Below are 15,348 nucleotides of genomic sequence, written 5' to 3'. Positions count from 1 at the left end.
ATGGTCATCGCATTGTTATTCGGAAATGCTTCTAGTATTTTTGCAAAGGCGAGCGATAAGAATGACGACTATATTCAGCGAAGTGAAATTGAGCAGTATATAGACATATTGTCAGATGAGGGTACAGAAGATTCCGTAGAATTGAGTGATAAATTAAAAGAATATTTGGCAGATAACGAAGATTACTTGTTTGAAGAGATTGTTTCAATTGTTGATGAGTATGCAGATAATACAACGCAGTCTGAGAACAACGATCATAATATGATGGATATAGATCAAGAAGATTTACAGAGGGACTTTGAGCGTATAGATGCGCTTGCTAAAGAATATTATGATTACTATCAGATCCACAATGAATTCCCAGAAGAGGTGGAGATCAGAAGTATAACGACGAGCCACGCTCTAACAGTATTAGAAGAGATTGGAATTAAAATAACCGAGAAACAGTTACTTAAACGCTTAGCAGCATTGGGAGTTATTGCTGCGATTGATGGCCCAATACCTGTTGGGGATTTTATAGCTCTTGTTACAGGAGCGGTAATAACAGGTGAATTTGTAGGTGATTATGTTGCAAACCAAGGAGCCCTTGCTAAGGAAATAGGCGAGTATTTTGGTAGAGCCTTTATTAAAGTTGTGACTAAAAGTGTTACAATGAGTGAAGAAGTTGAATATCAAATAAAAAAGAAAAAAGTAAAACATTTTGCAGCAAAATTAAATTCTGATGGTGGAATATTTGTAGAAGAACCACTAACTCTCAGACAGGCTCAATTAGAAGCTACAAGGGGAAAAGATACGTTTAGCGTAAGTAGAAAAGATGCCGAAAATGTAGTCACTCAAACGAACTATAGAAAAGTTTATGAAGATCCTCATTTTATAGATGGTGAGGGAAGGCTCATGATTGCTAATCTTCCTCATTTCCATTTAATAAAGAAGATTGACGGTGAATGGAAAAGAGTGAGAGGTCATCATTTCTTTTCTTGGTAGGCAAATATTCTTTATGTGGCGTAACATATTTTTGTTACGCCCTTACTTGCTATTATCGCTAAAAGCGAGGAGATATAATGAAATTAAGAGTTATTGAACTTGAAACTTTTTTTGTTGTGGGCAAAGTGCTAGACGATGAATTCGATTGGGAGGGTTTTATTGAATCACCCGATCCATTATTCTCAGAAATTGCAAGTAGTGTGGAATTTCCTGTATTTTATGAGGTCTGGGACCAAGAGTCAGAAAATGTTGTGATTGGAATAAGAGTAAATACAATCACTCGTGTCCCCGAAAATTGTGTGGTGGTGAATATTCCCTCTGGCACATATGCTTTAATTCATATGAGTCAATCAGATTTTGAACATGATATGTTTGCAATGACGAATTATGAGACTAGTGATCGGATTGAATTTAGAACCTTTAATATAAGAAATGGCTCCCTAAATGGTATGCATTTTTATCGACCAGTTGAGTACAAAGAAGATGTATTGAACATTCGTAGCATACCTGTTCTTTCTAATGAAGTGTCAACCCAATTAAGAGAGAAGTACATACATACATTCTTTAACGTCAGCGGTGATTGTGTAAGCAATTTTTTTTATAAACGGTACGTCAAGCTAGACAAAGGTTATTTATGGCAATTTCTTAAGAGAGAGAGAGCCACAGGGTTAACCATCTCAGAAGTAAATGATTATCTTGATGACAAAGAAGAAGTATTATTTTTCTGGGACTCTGCTAGTTTGGTTGGGAGAGACTTTACCCGAAATAAAGTATTCAAGCTAGGTACCAAGCGATTATTAGAATCATATACACGATTTACTTTTGATTTGTATATTTTTGACTCTATTTTGAACTGGACGATTATTTTTCAGCATGAACCAGATACGGAAGGTTACAAATGTTTTCTGATCACTAGTCCATAGATTTTGAGCGAGAAGGAGATGCTCCCTTAAAGAAATATCTCTATAGGGAGCATCTTTTTTCTGAAAAAATACAGTTGTGTTAGTATGGGCTATCTTGCATGGCATGGGATCGTTGATGATGAATGGAAGAATAGCAGGAGGACAAGAGCGGGTCAAAATGCTCGTCGTCCAACATGCCAGACAAACTCTCGCTACACTTAGGCATACCGCAAAACTAGAATAATAAGCTTCTCTTACATGCCCATGTTTTCACTCGCAACCGCCGCCTTTTTCGCTTTGGCCGCAGCCAGCTGCGAAAGGAAATAAACGATGAGGAACAGCAGCAAGCACGCTGCCGACCAGCGGTACATGACAGAGTAGCTCGAATGTGTCGCAATGACACCGAGGAGCACAGAGCCGACCGCGATCCCCAAATCGATGGAATTAAAGAACAGTCCGTTCGCCATGCCGCGTTGCTCAGGTGTGACGACCTTCACCATCCACGCCTGGATAGATGGCTGAATCATGCCATAGCCTAGCCCGTAGAAGGCAGCAGAGACGAGAAGCAAGGACTCTGTCGTTGTTAGGGACAGGAGCAAGAGGCTGATCCCGACGAAAATCGCACCGGGAGGCAGGACGGCAATGTGCCCTTTGCGATCGTACAGCTTGCCGGAAAACGGACGAATCAACACCATCGCCAGTGCATTTGCAAGGAAAAACCAGCCGACATTCTCAATGTGGGCTTCTTTCCCGTACAAGGCCAAAAAGCTGAGAATCCCGCCATACGTAATAGACAAACAAAAATTCAGTCCAGCTGGAAGCAGCAGCTTTTTATCATAAAAACGGCGAATGCCTGTGACCGTTTGTGCGTTCCCGGACGACACAGGAAGCTGATTGTAGGCGCGGATAAAATGCATTAACGGAAAAATAATGGCAACCAGCAACACGAGAACCATAAGCATCGATCCGAATCCAAACCAATTCAACAGGCCAAGTCCAATCAACGGGCCGAGTGCCATTGCCAAGCTGGTCGATAAGCCGAAATACCCCATGCCTTCACCGATCCGTTTGGCAGGAATCACATTGGAAACAATCGTCGGAAAGGTCGTACTGCCCATTCCAAAACCGATGCCGACCAAGATTCGCAACAGCAGAAAGAAAACAATGCTTCCTGCCCAGTAATAGCCTGCGCTAAATATCGCGACGAATCCAAGTGCTACAATCGCCAAGATCTTACTGCTTTTCGTTTTCAATGCTTCCCCGGTAAACACCCTTGCGATCACTGCTGCAAGTGAAAACAAGCTAATGACCAGGCTGACGACAAAATCATTGGCCTGATACGCTTCCTTCACATAGGCAGGGAATGTAGGTGTCTGCATTTGCACAGTGAGAAACAACAACAAATTGCATACAGTTAACAGGACAAAATCTCTCGTCCACAGTCTCTCTCTACTCTCTCCCAATGCTGTCACTCCTAGTCCGTCGTTTTTCTATTGATGTTCTCGTTAATCTCCAGCAAGATTTCTCGCAAGAAGACCAGCTTTTCAGGAGATATCCCTTCCAGAATGTCTGCAACGGCACGAGCCTCTACAGGAATCGCCTGCTCAATCCATTCCCGTCCTTTCGGGGAAAGGGTAATGATGTAGGCGCGTCGGTCTTGTTCGCTCAAAGTCTTTTCGATAAAGCCTTTTTTGGCGAGTGTGTCCAAAATGCGTGTCATGGAAGGCTGATCCTTGGCAGAGCGCTGGGCCAGCTCTTTTTGATTGATGCCCTCTTCTTCTCGTAGCCGATACAGGACGGCAAACTGCTCCGTGGTCAAATCAAAATCCTTTAAAAAAAGGGAAACATAATGAATCATTCTCCGGTATGTATTTCCGATAAGAAATCCAACCGGTTCTTTTTGCCAATGATCGATCAGGGGAATGACCCTCTTTCGTTCAAAAATGCTTGCAATGACAATTATATGTATAACAAGTAATTATGTAAATGGGAAAAAGTGAGATGATTACGCGTTGTGAATTCCCGAAAACGATTCGCTGCTAGGGAAAAGCCCGTTACATTTTCATCGAATGTAACGGGCTTTTCGTCTAGCTGTCTATTATTGGCGATATCTTCCTCTCTTTCGCGATGAGCGGAAGAAATAGTATCCCATCACGGCGATGACGCCAATGATCGTGGCAATGACAAAAAAGTTATGCGACATCCATTCATACATCTGGGAGCCGACAAGCATATGCAGTGCCTCCTCTCCTTACTTGTACGTGGGGTAGCGAGTGTTGCTGTTGTTATTTTCTTGGGAGCGAAAAGAGATGAACTCCCTTGCCGCCGTTTCGAGAAGTTGATCCTCGGGGGTAAGCTTCGCCTTTTGCTGATTGTCGATTGGTTGTTTCTCCTGGTTCGCTGAGAATTGTGGGCTTGCAGAATACTGTATGTTTGCCTTATTCGTTGGCGCTGGAGTGTTGCTCGCATCATCTTGGATAGTGTCTGAGCCTTTGATAGGGGCAATATTCATGGAGCGGGTAAACTGGTTGACCGCCATCTCCACGCCTTTTTTCTTGAGCTGGTCCATCATGCCCTGCATGCCAACTCCTTTTGCAGAATTAATGCCCAGTGCGGCGAATGTGGGACAAAAACGCGTCACCCCTTCTGCTACCCTCATTGCGGAGAACCCCATTAAAAACCAAGGAGTCTTATAGGGGCGGCGGCTCATTTTTCCGATACCGTATGCCAAGCCTAACAAACCGCCGGTAATGCGAAGCATAGCATCAGTCGTACCTACGTTTCTTTGCATGAGATATACCCTCCTGTCGCAATTACATCTATTCCATAGTGTGTAGTAAAGGGGGACAAGAGACCCGTGGGAATTGTTACTACCAACTGCACAGCTTGCAGGGGAATGATTGAGGGGCGGCGAAGCTGTAGAAAGCGATGAACGACCGTTCATTTTTAAAAAAACATCGGCAGACCAGCGAGGAGAGGAAGAAATGATGCGTGTACGTGCTCTATCAGACCGTGATTACTTGAACATGATTCGCGTGAGTAGACGTCAGGCACCGGCAAGCCTCTGGATAAAAGGCGCAAGCGTTCTGAATGTGTATACAAAAGAATGGCAAGAGCATCACGTCGTAGTGGCAGGAGAACGTATTGCTTATGTAGGAGAAAAAGAGCCGTTGGTCGATGACCAGACCGTGATCATGGAGGCGGCTGGGCAGTATCTCGTGCCGGGTTACATCGAGCCACACGCGCATCCGTTTCAATGGTATAACCCATACACGTTGGCTGACTTTGCTCTGCAAACGGGAACCACTGGAATGATGTCGGACTCACTGATGCTCATGCATCTGCCTTTTTCGCAAACGGCAGCGATCATGGATTCTCTGGCAGCACATCCCGTAAAGCAGTTTTTCTGGGGCAGACTTGATCCGCAGACAGGAAAAGCTCATCCGGCGTTCACCAAGGAAAAATTGGCGCAAATGCTCGAGCATCCACGAGTAATCCAGGGAGGAGAGTTGACGAATTGGGGCGGTGTTTTACAAGAGGATGAAACGCTGCTTTTTGGTTTGAAGCATACGCGAGATTTGGGCAAAAGGATGGAGGGGCATCATCCGGGAGCTTCTAACGAGACCTTGAACATTGCCGCAGCAGCCGGTGTAACAGCTTGTCATGAGGCCATCACTGCAGCCGATTTGTTGTCGCGTATCCGTTTAGGCATGTATGCAACATTGCGCCATTCCGCCATTCGCCCTGATCTGCCGGAGCTGGTGAAAGGGTGGCTTGCGCTGGGGGTGCCGTGGTCATCACGGATGATGCTGACATCGGATGGAAGCACGCCGCCGATGCATCGAGACGGGTTCATGGATAGTACGATCCGTGTGGCCATTGAAGCGGGAATGCCGCCAGAGGAAGCGTATATCATGGCGACGTTGAACCCGGCTGTCTATTATGGGCTGGACGCGGAGATCGGAGGAATTGCTCCGGGCCGAATCGCGGATATGCTGTTGTTGCCTGCAAAAGATCAGCCGACACCCTCCATCGTAATTGCGAATGGACAACGGGCGGCAGAAAAGGGAACCTTGCTTGTCCCAACCGTACAACCACAATGGGAGGAAGCTTCTTTACGTTTGACAGATCCATTGAAAAAGCGGACGCATCCCGATTGGTTCCGCCTGCGGCCAGATGAAGACGGGAAGGTCCCTGTGATACAGATGCTGAATGCCGTTATCACGCGGCTGTCGCTAGAGGACATGCCCGTTGATCAGGATGGATACGTATCCTTGCAGCATGATCCGCAGTTGGCGTTGATCGCCATCATTGATGCGACTGGCGGTAACCGAACATTGGCAGTACTTCATGGCTTCGGTGAGCATCTTGAAGGGTTGGCCAGCACCTATTCAGCGTCTGGCGATTGGATCGTAATCGGACGAGATCCCCAAGCGATGGCACAAGCGCTGGAGCGTACTCGGGAAATAAAAGGCGGAATCGTCCTGATCGATGAAGGAAAAATCACTTGCGAATGCCCATTGCCTCTTGCTGGAAAATTCTCCTCTGCGCCGATGGAGGAAGTGATCAGCATGGGTGAAAATTTGGTAAGTCAGCTCCGTTCCAAAGGCCATGTCCATCTCGATCCCATTTATTCGCTTTTGTTTTTTACGGCTACCCACTTGCCGTATGCACGTCTCACGGCAACAGGCATTGTCGACGTTAAGAGTGGGCAAATCGTCGTTCCGGCACTCCCTCTTTCCTGAGAGGGGGTTATTTTTTATTTGTGCATCAATGATATATGTACATAAAATATATTTTACTTCTTGTAAATTATCAGATTTATTTTAAAATAAAAACATCCAAGCCTCATCTAACTTTGTCCCCGTAGATCATTGTTTTTGAAAGTCGCAACCTGGCTAGCAAGGTAGATGGATTGGGAAACGAAAACAAAGAATGATAAAAGGGGGATTCATTCTGCATGAAAAAACGTTATGTCGGGGTTTTATCTGCGGTATTGGCTGCGAGTATGGCATTAACAGGTTGCGCAGGAAACAGCAATTCAAGCGGCGGAAGTAACGCAAGCGGGGGGCAAAGTCAGCCAGCTCCAGGCAACAGTGGTGGCGGAACGACCGAGGGGGGCCTCATCAAGATTGCCACACAATCCCCGCTGTCCGGGAGCAATTCCGCTGTGGGAGATGCGATTAAGACAGGCGCAGGTTACGCTCTCGAACAGCGCAAGGAAGAGTTTAAAGCACTTGGCTTTGATCTCCAGCTTTTCCCTCAGGATGATCAAGGCGACCCGAAAATCGGGGTATCCAATGCGGAGATGCTCATCTCTGATCCTGATGTATACGGTGTAGTTGGGCACTATAACACAGGTGTTGCGATTCCATCGTCTGTGAAGTACGAGGAAGGCAAGCTGGTCATGGTATCCCCAGCAAATACAGGGGTGAAGCTCACGGAGGAAGGCAAGAAAACCGTCCATCGAATTTGTGCTCGCGATGACGCGCAAGGACCAAAGGCTGCTCTTTATGCAAAAAATACACTTGGTGTAAAAACGGCCTATATTATCCATGATAAGACAGCATACGGCCAAGGTCTGAGTGATCAAGTGAAGCTGCAATTCGAAAAGGACGGGGTACAAATCCTTGGCTTCGAGGGCATTACCCAGGGCGAAAAGGACTACAGCGCGGTACTTAACCAGGTAACGGTGAAAAACCCGGACATCATCTTTTTCGGCGGCCTTTATCCAGAAGGTGGAATTTTGATCAAGCAAGCTCGTGAAAAAGGATTTAAGGGTTATTTTATGGGTGGCGACGGCTTGGATTCTTCTGATATGATAAAAATAGCCGGTGATGCTGTCGAAGGTGTTGTCTTTACGTCAGTAGCAGGAGACGTAACACAAACCGAAGAGGGCAAGAAATGGGCTGAAGAGTACAAGAAAGCCACAAGCAAGCCTCTGGAAACCTATTCCGTCTACGGTTTCGACTCCATGAACGTCATCCTCAATGGTGTCTTGGAAGCTGTCAAAGCAAACGGAGGCAAAAAACCAACCCGCGAGCAAGTCCTCGATGCAGTCCACAAAACCAAAGATTTTCAGGGTCAATTCACCAAAGTTACCTTTGATGAAAAAGGTGACAACACAAATGCAGATGTATTCATTTACAAGTACGACAAGGACAAATCCATTTTCGTAGGCAAGGCCGAGTAATCACACCACAAAACGCGCACACACTCCCATGCCTCATATCAGGATAGGGGGCTGCACGCCGGTGTTGGCCCCTTTTCCACGAGAAAACAAGTCCAGTCAATGGAATGAATGCAGAAAATTTGTACAAGTCTACAAGAGAAATGAGGGATGGGAAAGCATGATCAACATTTTGCCTCAGGTGTTGGTTGACGGATTGACACTTGGATTTATGTACGCAGTCGTGGCTTTAGGCTACACAATGGTTTACGGGATTTTGGAAATTATCAACTTTGCCCATGGAGACATTTTCATGGTCGGAGCCTTTATCGGTACAGAGGTATTATTGATCTCTGATGCGCTAGGGGCACTTGAAGGTATGAATCCATTTGTCGCACTTTTCATAACACTCATAATTGCCATGGTATTAACGGGTGCTTTAGGGGTAGGAATTGAGAGGATTGCCTATCGACCATTGCGTGGAGCACCTCGCCTTGTGCCGTTGATTTCGGCGATTGGCGTATCGTTTTTGCTGCAAGACCTCGTACGTTTTACAGAAGCACTGGCTCGTAATGAGTTTTATTTGAACAGTCCCGCTCTTTTTACAGGTTCGATTCCATTAGGAAGTATTGCTACGATTCCAACAAAAGGATTGATCGTAATTGTAATTGCGATCGTCATGATGATTGCGTTGACGTTGTTTGTGAATAAAACAAAGTGGGGAATCGCCATGCGCGCCGTCGCACAAGACCAGAGTACGGCTTCGCTGATGACCATAAATGTAAACAAAGTAATCATGCTTACGTTTTTGATTGGATCCAGCCTGGGTGGCGCGACAGGTGTTCTGTTTGCGCAAAACTACGGAACGATCGATCCGTATATCGGTTTTATTCTCGGTCTTAAAGCATTTACAGCTGCCGTACTCGGCGGGATTGGGAACCTGCGTGGTGCGATGATCGGTGGCGTACTTCTCGGTCTTCTGGAATCCCTGTCCGGTGCCTTTATGGGGCCGTTGACCAACGGAGCCTTTGGTGCAGAGTACAAAGACGTGTTTGCGTTCAGTATTTTAATTCTCGTGCTTCTCTTCAAGCCGGAAGGACTGTTTGGCGAAGCTGTAAAAGAGAAAGTGTAGGTGAAATAAATGGCAAATCTCGCTTGGAAATCGTTCAAAGGCATTCCGCTCGTATTCACGTTGATCTGGATTGTAGCTTTTTCTGCCGCGTTGTACCTCATGGATAAATCGGTCATCGCGTTTCTCGGCATTCTTTCTTCCATTGTGCTTGTCTATTACACCAATACCTCCAAAACGATCAAAATGGTGATTGGTGCTGTGGTTCTCCTTCTGATCATTCCGTTGGTAGCGGGTGAAAACCGATACTACATGGAAGTAGCTTCACAGGTAGGAATCTATGTAGCGATGGCTTTGGGTTTGAATATCGTAGTAGGCTTTGCTGGTTTGCTTGACTTGGGTTACGTCGCATTTTTTGCTGCTGGGGCTTATGCTTACGCGATTTTCTCGACCTCGCAAGCGAATGAGTTTATTGCAGGGAATCTGTTCCCGCTCTCCGGTGAGTGGTTTTGGCCATTTCTCATAGTCGGCTTGATAGTAGCTGCCGTTTTCGGAATATTGCTAGGATTGCCAGTTCTCAGAGTAAAGGGCGATTACCTCGCGATCGTGACCTTGGGCTTTGGCGAAATCATTCGCATTGTCTTCAACAACTTGGACAAGCCCATCAACATCACCAACGGTCCGCAGGGAATTACGCCGATTCCGTCTCCTGAGCTGTTTGGGATCAAAATGGGGACACCGTTTTACTTTTACTTCATCGTCTTGTTTGTGATTGCCTTTATCGTTTTGGCGAATATACGCTTTGAGCATTCTCGTTTGGGACGTGCATGGATTGCGGTACGTGAAGATGAGCTGGCTGCCCAGTCCATGGGGATTTCCCTGTTGAATACCAAGCTGGCTGCATTTGCATTGGGTGCTTCCTTCGCTGGTGTCGTCGGTGTTATCTTTGCGGCCAAGCAGACGTTTATCGATCCTACTTCCTTTACGCTGATGGAATCAATCGGGATATTGGTCATGGTCATTCTGGGTGGTAGTGGCAGCATTCCAGGCGTTGTGCTTGGTGCCGCTTTTGTCACGATCTTGCAGGTACAGCTGTTAAAAGAATTCTCCAACTTCCTGCACGGTCTGCAAAATGCGGGGATTATCAGTTTGCCGAACCAGCTGGACCCATCCAAGTTCCAGCGACTCATTTTCGGAATTATGCTCATTCTCGTAGCCTTGTATCGCCCTAACGGATTGATTCCGGCCAAACGGAAGAAAAACGATCTCGATGCGATCAAAAATAGCGAGTTTGGCAAAGAAAAGCTGGGGATTCTCGGCAGACTGTCCCAATTGACTTCTGGGAAACAGTCATAGCGGACGAGGAGGGATATGAGCATGGCATTGTTAGAGGCAAAAAATTTAACGAAGCGCTTTGGCGGCTTGGTAGCCAATCAAGACGTTTCGATTGGCATCGAAAAAGGAAGCATTACGGCTGTCATCGGTCCGAATGGGGCCGGAAAAACGACTTTTTTCAATATGATTACCGGATTTTACGAGCCAGATGAGGGAGAAATCCTGCTGAATGGCAAAAGCATCAAGAAGCTTCGTCCTGATCAGATCGCGAGTCGCGGTATCACCCGCACCTTTCAAAACATTCGTCTGTTCAAAGAAATGACGGCATTGGAAAATGTCATGGTGGGTGTGCATAGCCGCTTGTCCGCTGGAATTCTCGGTATCCTGTTCAATTCCAAACGTGTACGCCAGGAGGAAGAGCGGACGCGTGTCGAGGCTTATCAGCTCATGGAGTATGTCGGGATCGCACATATTGCCAATGAAGCAGCAGGAAGTCTGCCTTACGGGCTTCAACGCCGCTTGGAAATTGCCCGGGCGATGGCGACCAATCCGCAAATCATTTTGCTCGATGAACCGGCGGCAGGGATGAATCCTCGCGAGACGGTTGAGATGACGGATTTTATTCGTCGGCTGAAAAAAGAGCTCGATTTGACGATTATCTTGATCGAGCATGATATGAAGCTGGTCATGGGACTCAGCGAATACATTCACGTGTTGGATTACGGGAGAAAAATTGCAGAAGGAACACCCGAACAAATCCGCAACAACCCTAACGTCATTGAGGCCTATCTCGGAAAAAGTGCGTCGGACGTGTCGTAGAAGGAGGAAAATCGATGGCATTGCTAGAGCTGACTAACGTTCATACGTATTACGGCGGCATCCACGCATTAAAAGGATTGAGCATGACGGTAAACGAAGGCGAAGTGGTGACGCTGATTGGTTCCAACGGGGCAGGTAAATCGACCACGTTGAAAACGATATGTGGGCAGACCCGTGCTAAAGAAGGAAAAGTCATCTTTAATGGCAAAGACATTACGCAGATGCGTACACATGATATTGCCTTAGCAGGAATCGCTCACGTCCCGGAAGGCCGCCGCATTTTTCCCAAGCTGACCGTACGCGAGAATTTGGAGATGGGTGCCTTCAGTGTATCCGATAAAAAGGTGATCGAAGAAGGAATCGAGCGCGCCTTTGCTTACTTTCCTCGACTGAAGGAACGGGTTAGTCAAAAAGGTGGCACGATGTCCGGGGGCGAGCAGCAAATGCTGGCGATTGCGCGTGGCCTGATGATGAAACCCAAAATTCTGATGCTCGATGAACCGTCGATGGGATTGGCGCCGATTCTGGTAGAGCAGATTTTTGACATCGTTACGGAGCTGAACAAGGAAGGCATGACGATTCTCTTGGTCGAGCAAAATGCGAATCAGGCGCTGTCTGTCGCGCATCGCGGTTATGTGATTCAGACAGGCGAAATTATTTTGAAAGACGACGCCCAGACATTATTGATGAATCCGCAGGTAAGAGAGGCGTATTTGGCGTAATATTGGCGTAATAGAAACATGAGTACCGATGGAGATTTTTGTCTCCGTCGGTTTTTCATTTGGTCAGCGAGGAGGATGTAGCTTGTTAGATATTAGTCCCCGCTTTGTAGAAGGGAGCGAACCTCTCTATCTACAGCTTTATCGGTATTTTTGTACAGAAATTCAAGGGAGGCGCTTGATCTCCGGGACGCGTCTGCCTTCTGTTCGGGCATTGAGCGGATTTTTGCAAGTGAGTAAAACGACTGTCGAGAGCGCCTATCACCAGCTCATGGCAGAAGGCTACATCGAGAGTCGGGAGCGAAGCGGATTTTATGTGGTCGATGTGGACTGGGATGGGCCAGTGCCTGTACCTGTACCTGCAGGAAAAGGGCAGCAACCAGCAAAAACGGCTTACGTCCAAACACCTCCACCCTCAGCAGTCCCGATCCAATATGATTTTCACCAAGCCCGCGTAGATGCCGAGCATTTTCCTTTTGACCGTTGGCGCAAGTACACCAACCAATGCATGCAGGAAGAAAACAAGCATGTGCTCTACTACGGCGATCGACAAGGTGAGCCGCAGCTGCGGGAGGAGCTCGCACGCTATCTCGGACGAGCTCGGGGCGTACAAGCTACGCCGGAACAAATTGTGATCGGTGCGGGGACGCAGGTGATGATCAGCTTATTGGGATTCTTATTCGGAACACGGGGACAGGCTGTTGCGATGGAAGAGCCGGGCTATCACGGTGTACGTGCCGTGTTTTCCCATTTGGGTTATGATGTGCGCCCAATCAAGCTGGCGGAGGATGGGATTGATGTGGAAGCGCTCAGTGAGAGTCGAGCACAGCTGGTTTATATCACACCGTCTCATCAGGACCCGTCTGGAATTGTCATGCCGTATGCCAAACGGCAAAAGCTGCTGCACTGGGCGAATCAGACGGGGAGCTACATCATGGAGGATGACTACGATGGTGAGTTTCGCTATCATGGCAAGCCGATTCCTTCCCTTCAAGGACTGGATACGCAGGGGCGCGTCATTTATTTGGGGACGTTTTCCAAGGCATTGCTGCCATCGATTCGGATGAGCTATATGGTTTTGCCGCATGCGTTATTAGCGGTATATCAGGAGAAATTGGCGGACTTTGACCAGTCGGCATCGCGTATTCATCAGGAGACGCTGGCCCTGTTCATGAAAAATGGCGATTGGGAGCGGCATATTCGCAAGATGCGGACGCTTTACCGCAAAAAGCATGGGGCGCTGCTTCAGTGCTTGCAGGAACACTTTGGAGCGTACATCCGGATCAAAGGTCAGGATGCCGGGCTGTCCGTGACGGTAGAAGTGAAAAGTGAGAGCACTCCGCAACAGCTGAAGCAAATTGCGGCTTCATCAGGCGTTCGTGTCTATCCAACCGCACACAAATGGATTCATCCGCAGGAAAATGGACTTCCGGCTTTTCAGTTCGGATTCGGGGGGCAGACCATCGAGGAGATTGAGGCTGGCATTCGTCTATTGAAACGTGTATGGGAGCCTTATTTGCACAAGGATATGGGCAAGGCCTAAATGAAGATTAAACTATCCAAGTTAAACAAATGAAAAGCAGCATCCCAAAAAGGGAGTGCTGCTAATAATTTATTAGGGAACGTACTGTTCAGTAACTTTTGTGATGATTCCATTCGTTACTTCAACGTGGAATGGTATCTGATAAGGAATTCCCTTGGATAGCACAAACTTTTTAAAAGTATCGGTGTTTACTGGTTCATTCCAATAGAAATTCCCATCTTTTTGTGTAGAGTTGGTTTGAAGAGTAAACGAAGCCTTTGGAGAAATTTCAAACGTTCTAATTTTAGGACTGCTATTACGAATGTAATATGGCATTGGATAGTCCTCTTTTTCTAATGGATGATCTTGACGATAAGCTTTTACTGCTGCCTCACCGAAAAACCATTGAACATAGTCAAGCGAGACGATTAGTTTTCCGTTTTTCACTTGCAACGTTTTCACATATGCCATTGATTTTTCAATGGTATTTCCGTGTTTATCCTTGCTACTTATTGGAACAATGACTTGGGGAGGAACAGGTGCAACAGTTCCTTGAGGTGAAACTGCATGAGCGTCAGTAATAAACAAAGCACAGAATAACAAAGAAGAAAGCAGCAAATATGTTTTTCTCATAGGGTGTCATTTCCTTTCTAGTTACATGTAACACAATACACAACTAGTAAGACGAAAAACTAACTAGACCGTTTCGCCTCAAGATGAAAAATTTTACATACTATTTCGAGTGAAATGCAGGTGAACGGCTCTGGGCTTACAATTGGAAAACAAGTGAGTCAAAAAAAAGAGAAACCTCCTCTCTTCAGAGTAGACTGATGAACAGGAGGTTTTTCGTGGCAGCTTAAACTAATTTCAAGACATTCGATACCCTAACTGAGCAGACATCGCACGTACCGTCGCTAGCGTTTCTTGTAAAATCTCTTCTTTTTTCGGCATCACGCGGTCAGTGGGACCGATGACACTGACGGATGCAGTTACGTGTCCAGTTGAATCAAAAATCGGGGCGGCGATACCGGTCACGCCTGTATTGCGTCGATTTGAGCTAATTTCATAGCCCCGCTCGCGGATCGTCACCAAGTCCTCTTTGATTTGATCGACCGAGGTGTACGAATGAGGCGTGTAGCTTTTCAGTGGGTGTTCCTGCAAAATCTCATCCTGAAACTCCTCCGGCTGATAGGCGAGCAAAACCCTCGCAGCGGAGGTAGAGTAAAGAGGAAAACGCCGGAAGGATTCTACGGTAAAGCGAATAGGATGAAGGGAATCCTCTTTGGCTACATAGATCGCGTCCTTGGAATCTTGTACACATAAGACAGCCAATTCGTTTGTCCGTGAGACGAGCTGACCTAAGAACGGCTTGGAGAAATCAACGATATCGTGATTCGTGAGCACCTTAGTGCCCAGCTCCAGCAACGTGTAGCCAAGCGTATACTGCTTGGTTTTTTCATTTTGGCGGATAAAGCCTTCAGACTCCAGCGTGGACAGGAGCTTGTGAACGGCTCCCTTGGACAGCTGGAGCTTTTTGCTGAGCTCCGTTACCCCGAGTTCCTTTGGCGAATCGAGAAATATTTTTAACAGCCGACAGCCATTTCGAACAGAAGACAATACTTGGTCCATACAAACGTCTCCTTTAACGTACAGTAGCCCCTCTATAAAGAAGAGTCTCGAATGAGGTTATTTTACCATTAGAAAGAATGGTGACAAGCCTGTAATTGGGACAATGATGCTTCTAGTACGACTACCTTGAATAGTCAGTATCTTTATGCTAGTATAACATTATCGTTCTCGAATAGGAAACGTTGTTCTCTATTCGTGAA

At 46.6% G+C, this 15,348-nt stretch carries 15 protein-coding genes; 9 read left to right on the top strand and 6 right to left on the bottom strand.

Annotated elements, in window-relative coordinates:
- Both EL268_RS27075 and EL268_RS27070 read left to right on the top strand, forming a co-directional pair.
- Nucleotides 1-984: a hypothetical protein gene (locus EL268_RS27075; protein WP_106652561.1), complete on the top strand. Its 984-nt coding sequence runs from the start codon at nucleotides 1-3 to the stop codon at nucleotides 982-984.
- Nucleotides 985-1,061: 77 nt separating this feature from the next.
- Entirely contained in the window at nucleotides 1,062-1,907 is an 846-nt protein-coding gene (locus tag EL268_RS27070; RefSeq protein ID WP_106652482.1) for a hypothetical protein, read from the top strand.
- 233 nt (nucleotides 1,908-2,140) lie between these two features.
- Here EL268_RS27070 and EL268_RS27065 read toward each other — a convergent pair whose 3' ends face one another.
- The 4 genes from EL268_RS27065 to EL268_RS27055 form a co-directional block, all read right to left on the bottom strand.
- A complete protein-coding gene (locus EL268_RS27065) occupies nucleotides 2,141-3,349 on the bottom strand; it encodes an MFS transporter (protein WP_106652483.1) in 1,209 nt (402 codons plus the stop codon).
- 11 nt (nucleotides 3,350-3,360) lie between these two features.
- Nucleotides 3,361-3,744 (bottom strand): MarR family winged helix-turn-helix transcriptional regulator, encoded by a 384-nt coding sequence (locus EL268_RS27060; protein WP_106652484.1) that lies wholly within the window; start codon nucleotides 3,742-3,744, stop codon nucleotides 3,361-3,363.
- 240 nt (nucleotides 3,745-3,984) lie between these two features.
- Nucleotides 3,985-4,119, bottom strand: coding sequence for an EYxxD motif small membrane protein (locus EL268_RS33770; RefSeq protein WP_269149376.1), 135 nt, complete (start codon nucleotides 4,117-4,119; stop codon nucleotides 3,985-3,987).
- A gap of 18 nt (nucleotides 4,120-4,137) precedes the next feature.
- Nucleotides 4,138-4,677 (bottom strand): YgaP family membrane protein, encoded by a 540-nt coding sequence (locus EL268_RS27055; RefSeq protein ID WP_106652485.1) that lies wholly within the window; start codon nucleotides 4,675-4,677, stop codon nucleotides 4,138-4,140.
- 196 nt (nucleotides 4,678-4,873) lie between these two features.
- On the opposite strand from EL268_RS27055, the gene EL268_RS27050 reads away from it, so the two are divergent.
- The 7 genes from EL268_RS27050 (at nucleotide 4,874) to pdxR (ending at nucleotide 13,540) form a co-directional block, all read left to right on the top strand.
- The gene (locus EL268_RS27050) at nucleotides 4,874-6,631 is read left to right on the top strand and encodes an adenine deaminase C-terminal domain-containing protein (protein WP_106652562.1); all 1,758 of its coding nucleotides are present in this window, start codon (nucleotides 4,874-4,876) and stop codon (nucleotides 6,629-6,631) included.
- Nucleotides 6,632-6,846: 215 nt separating this feature from the next.
- Complete coding sequence (locus EL268_RS27045; RefSeq protein ID WP_106652486.1) at nucleotides 6,847-8,079, top strand: branched-chain amino acid ABC transporter substrate-binding protein; 1,233 nt, start codon at nucleotides 6,847-6,849, stop codon at nucleotides 8,077-8,079.
- Between the two features lie 61 nt (nucleotides 8,080-8,140).
- Nucleotides 8,141-9,187 (top strand): branched-chain amino acid ABC transporter permease, encoded by a 1,047-nt coding sequence (locus EL268_RS27040; protein WP_106652487.1) that lies wholly within the window; start codon nucleotides 8,141-8,143, stop codon nucleotides 9,185-9,187.
- A gap of 9 nt (nucleotides 9,188-9,196) precedes the next feature.
- Nucleotides 9,197-10,480 carry a branched-chain amino acid ABC transporter permease gene (locus EL268_RS27035; RefSeq protein WP_106652488.1) on the top strand — a complete coding sequence of 428 codons (1,284 nt, stop codon included), beginning with the start codon at nucleotides 9,197-9,199 and terminating at the stop codon, nucleotides 10,478-10,480.
- Between the two features lie 21 nt (nucleotides 10,481-10,501).
- Nucleotides 10,502-11,278 carry an ABC transporter ATP-binding protein gene (locus tag EL268_RS27030; protein WP_106652489.1) on the top strand — a complete coding sequence of 259 codons (777 nt, stop codon included), beginning with the start codon at nucleotides 10,502-10,504 and terminating at the stop codon, nucleotides 11,276-11,278.
- 14 nt (nucleotides 11,279-11,292) lie between these two features.
- On the top strand, nucleotides 11,293-12,000 hold the full coding sequence (locus tag EL268_RS27025) for an ABC transporter ATP-binding protein (protein WP_106652490.1): 708 nt from the start codon (nucleotides 11,293-11,295) through the stop codon (nucleotides 11,998-12,000).
- Nucleotides 12,001-12,082: 82 nt separating this feature from the next.
- The gene (pdxR, locus tag EL268_RS27020) at nucleotides 12,083-13,540 is read left to right on the top strand and encodes a MocR-like pyridoxine biosynthesis transcription factor PdxR (protein WP_106652491.1); all 1,458 of its coding nucleotides are present in this window, start codon (nucleotides 12,083-12,085) and stop codon (nucleotides 13,538-13,540) included.
- Nucleotides 13,541-13,612: 72 nt separating this feature from the next.
- On the opposite strand, the gene EL268_RS27015 is transcribed toward pdxR, so the two are convergent.
- Nucleotides 13,613-14,152, bottom strand: a complete 540-nt coding sequence (locus EL268_RS27015; RefSeq protein ID WP_106652492.1) for a hypothetical protein — start codon at nucleotides 14,150-14,152, stop codon at nucleotides 13,613-13,615.
- 234 nt (nucleotides 14,153-14,386) lie between these two features.
- Nucleotides 14,387-15,148 carry an IclR family transcriptional regulator gene (locus tag EL268_RS27010; RefSeq protein WP_106652493.1) on the bottom strand — a complete coding sequence of 254 codons (762 nt, stop codon included), beginning with the start codon at nucleotides 15,146-15,148 and terminating at the stop codon, nucleotides 14,387-14,389.
- Nucleotides 15,149-15,348 lie beyond the last annotated feature (200 nt).

This window comes from Brevibacillus brevis (assembly GCF_900637055.1).
Classification (GTDB): Bacteria; Bacillota; Bacilli; order Brevibacillales; family Brevibacillaceae; genus Brevibacillus; species Brevibacillus brevis.
The sequence above is the reverse complement of the archived record's forward strand: the minus strand, read 5'-3'. Positions and strand labels throughout refer to the sequence as shown.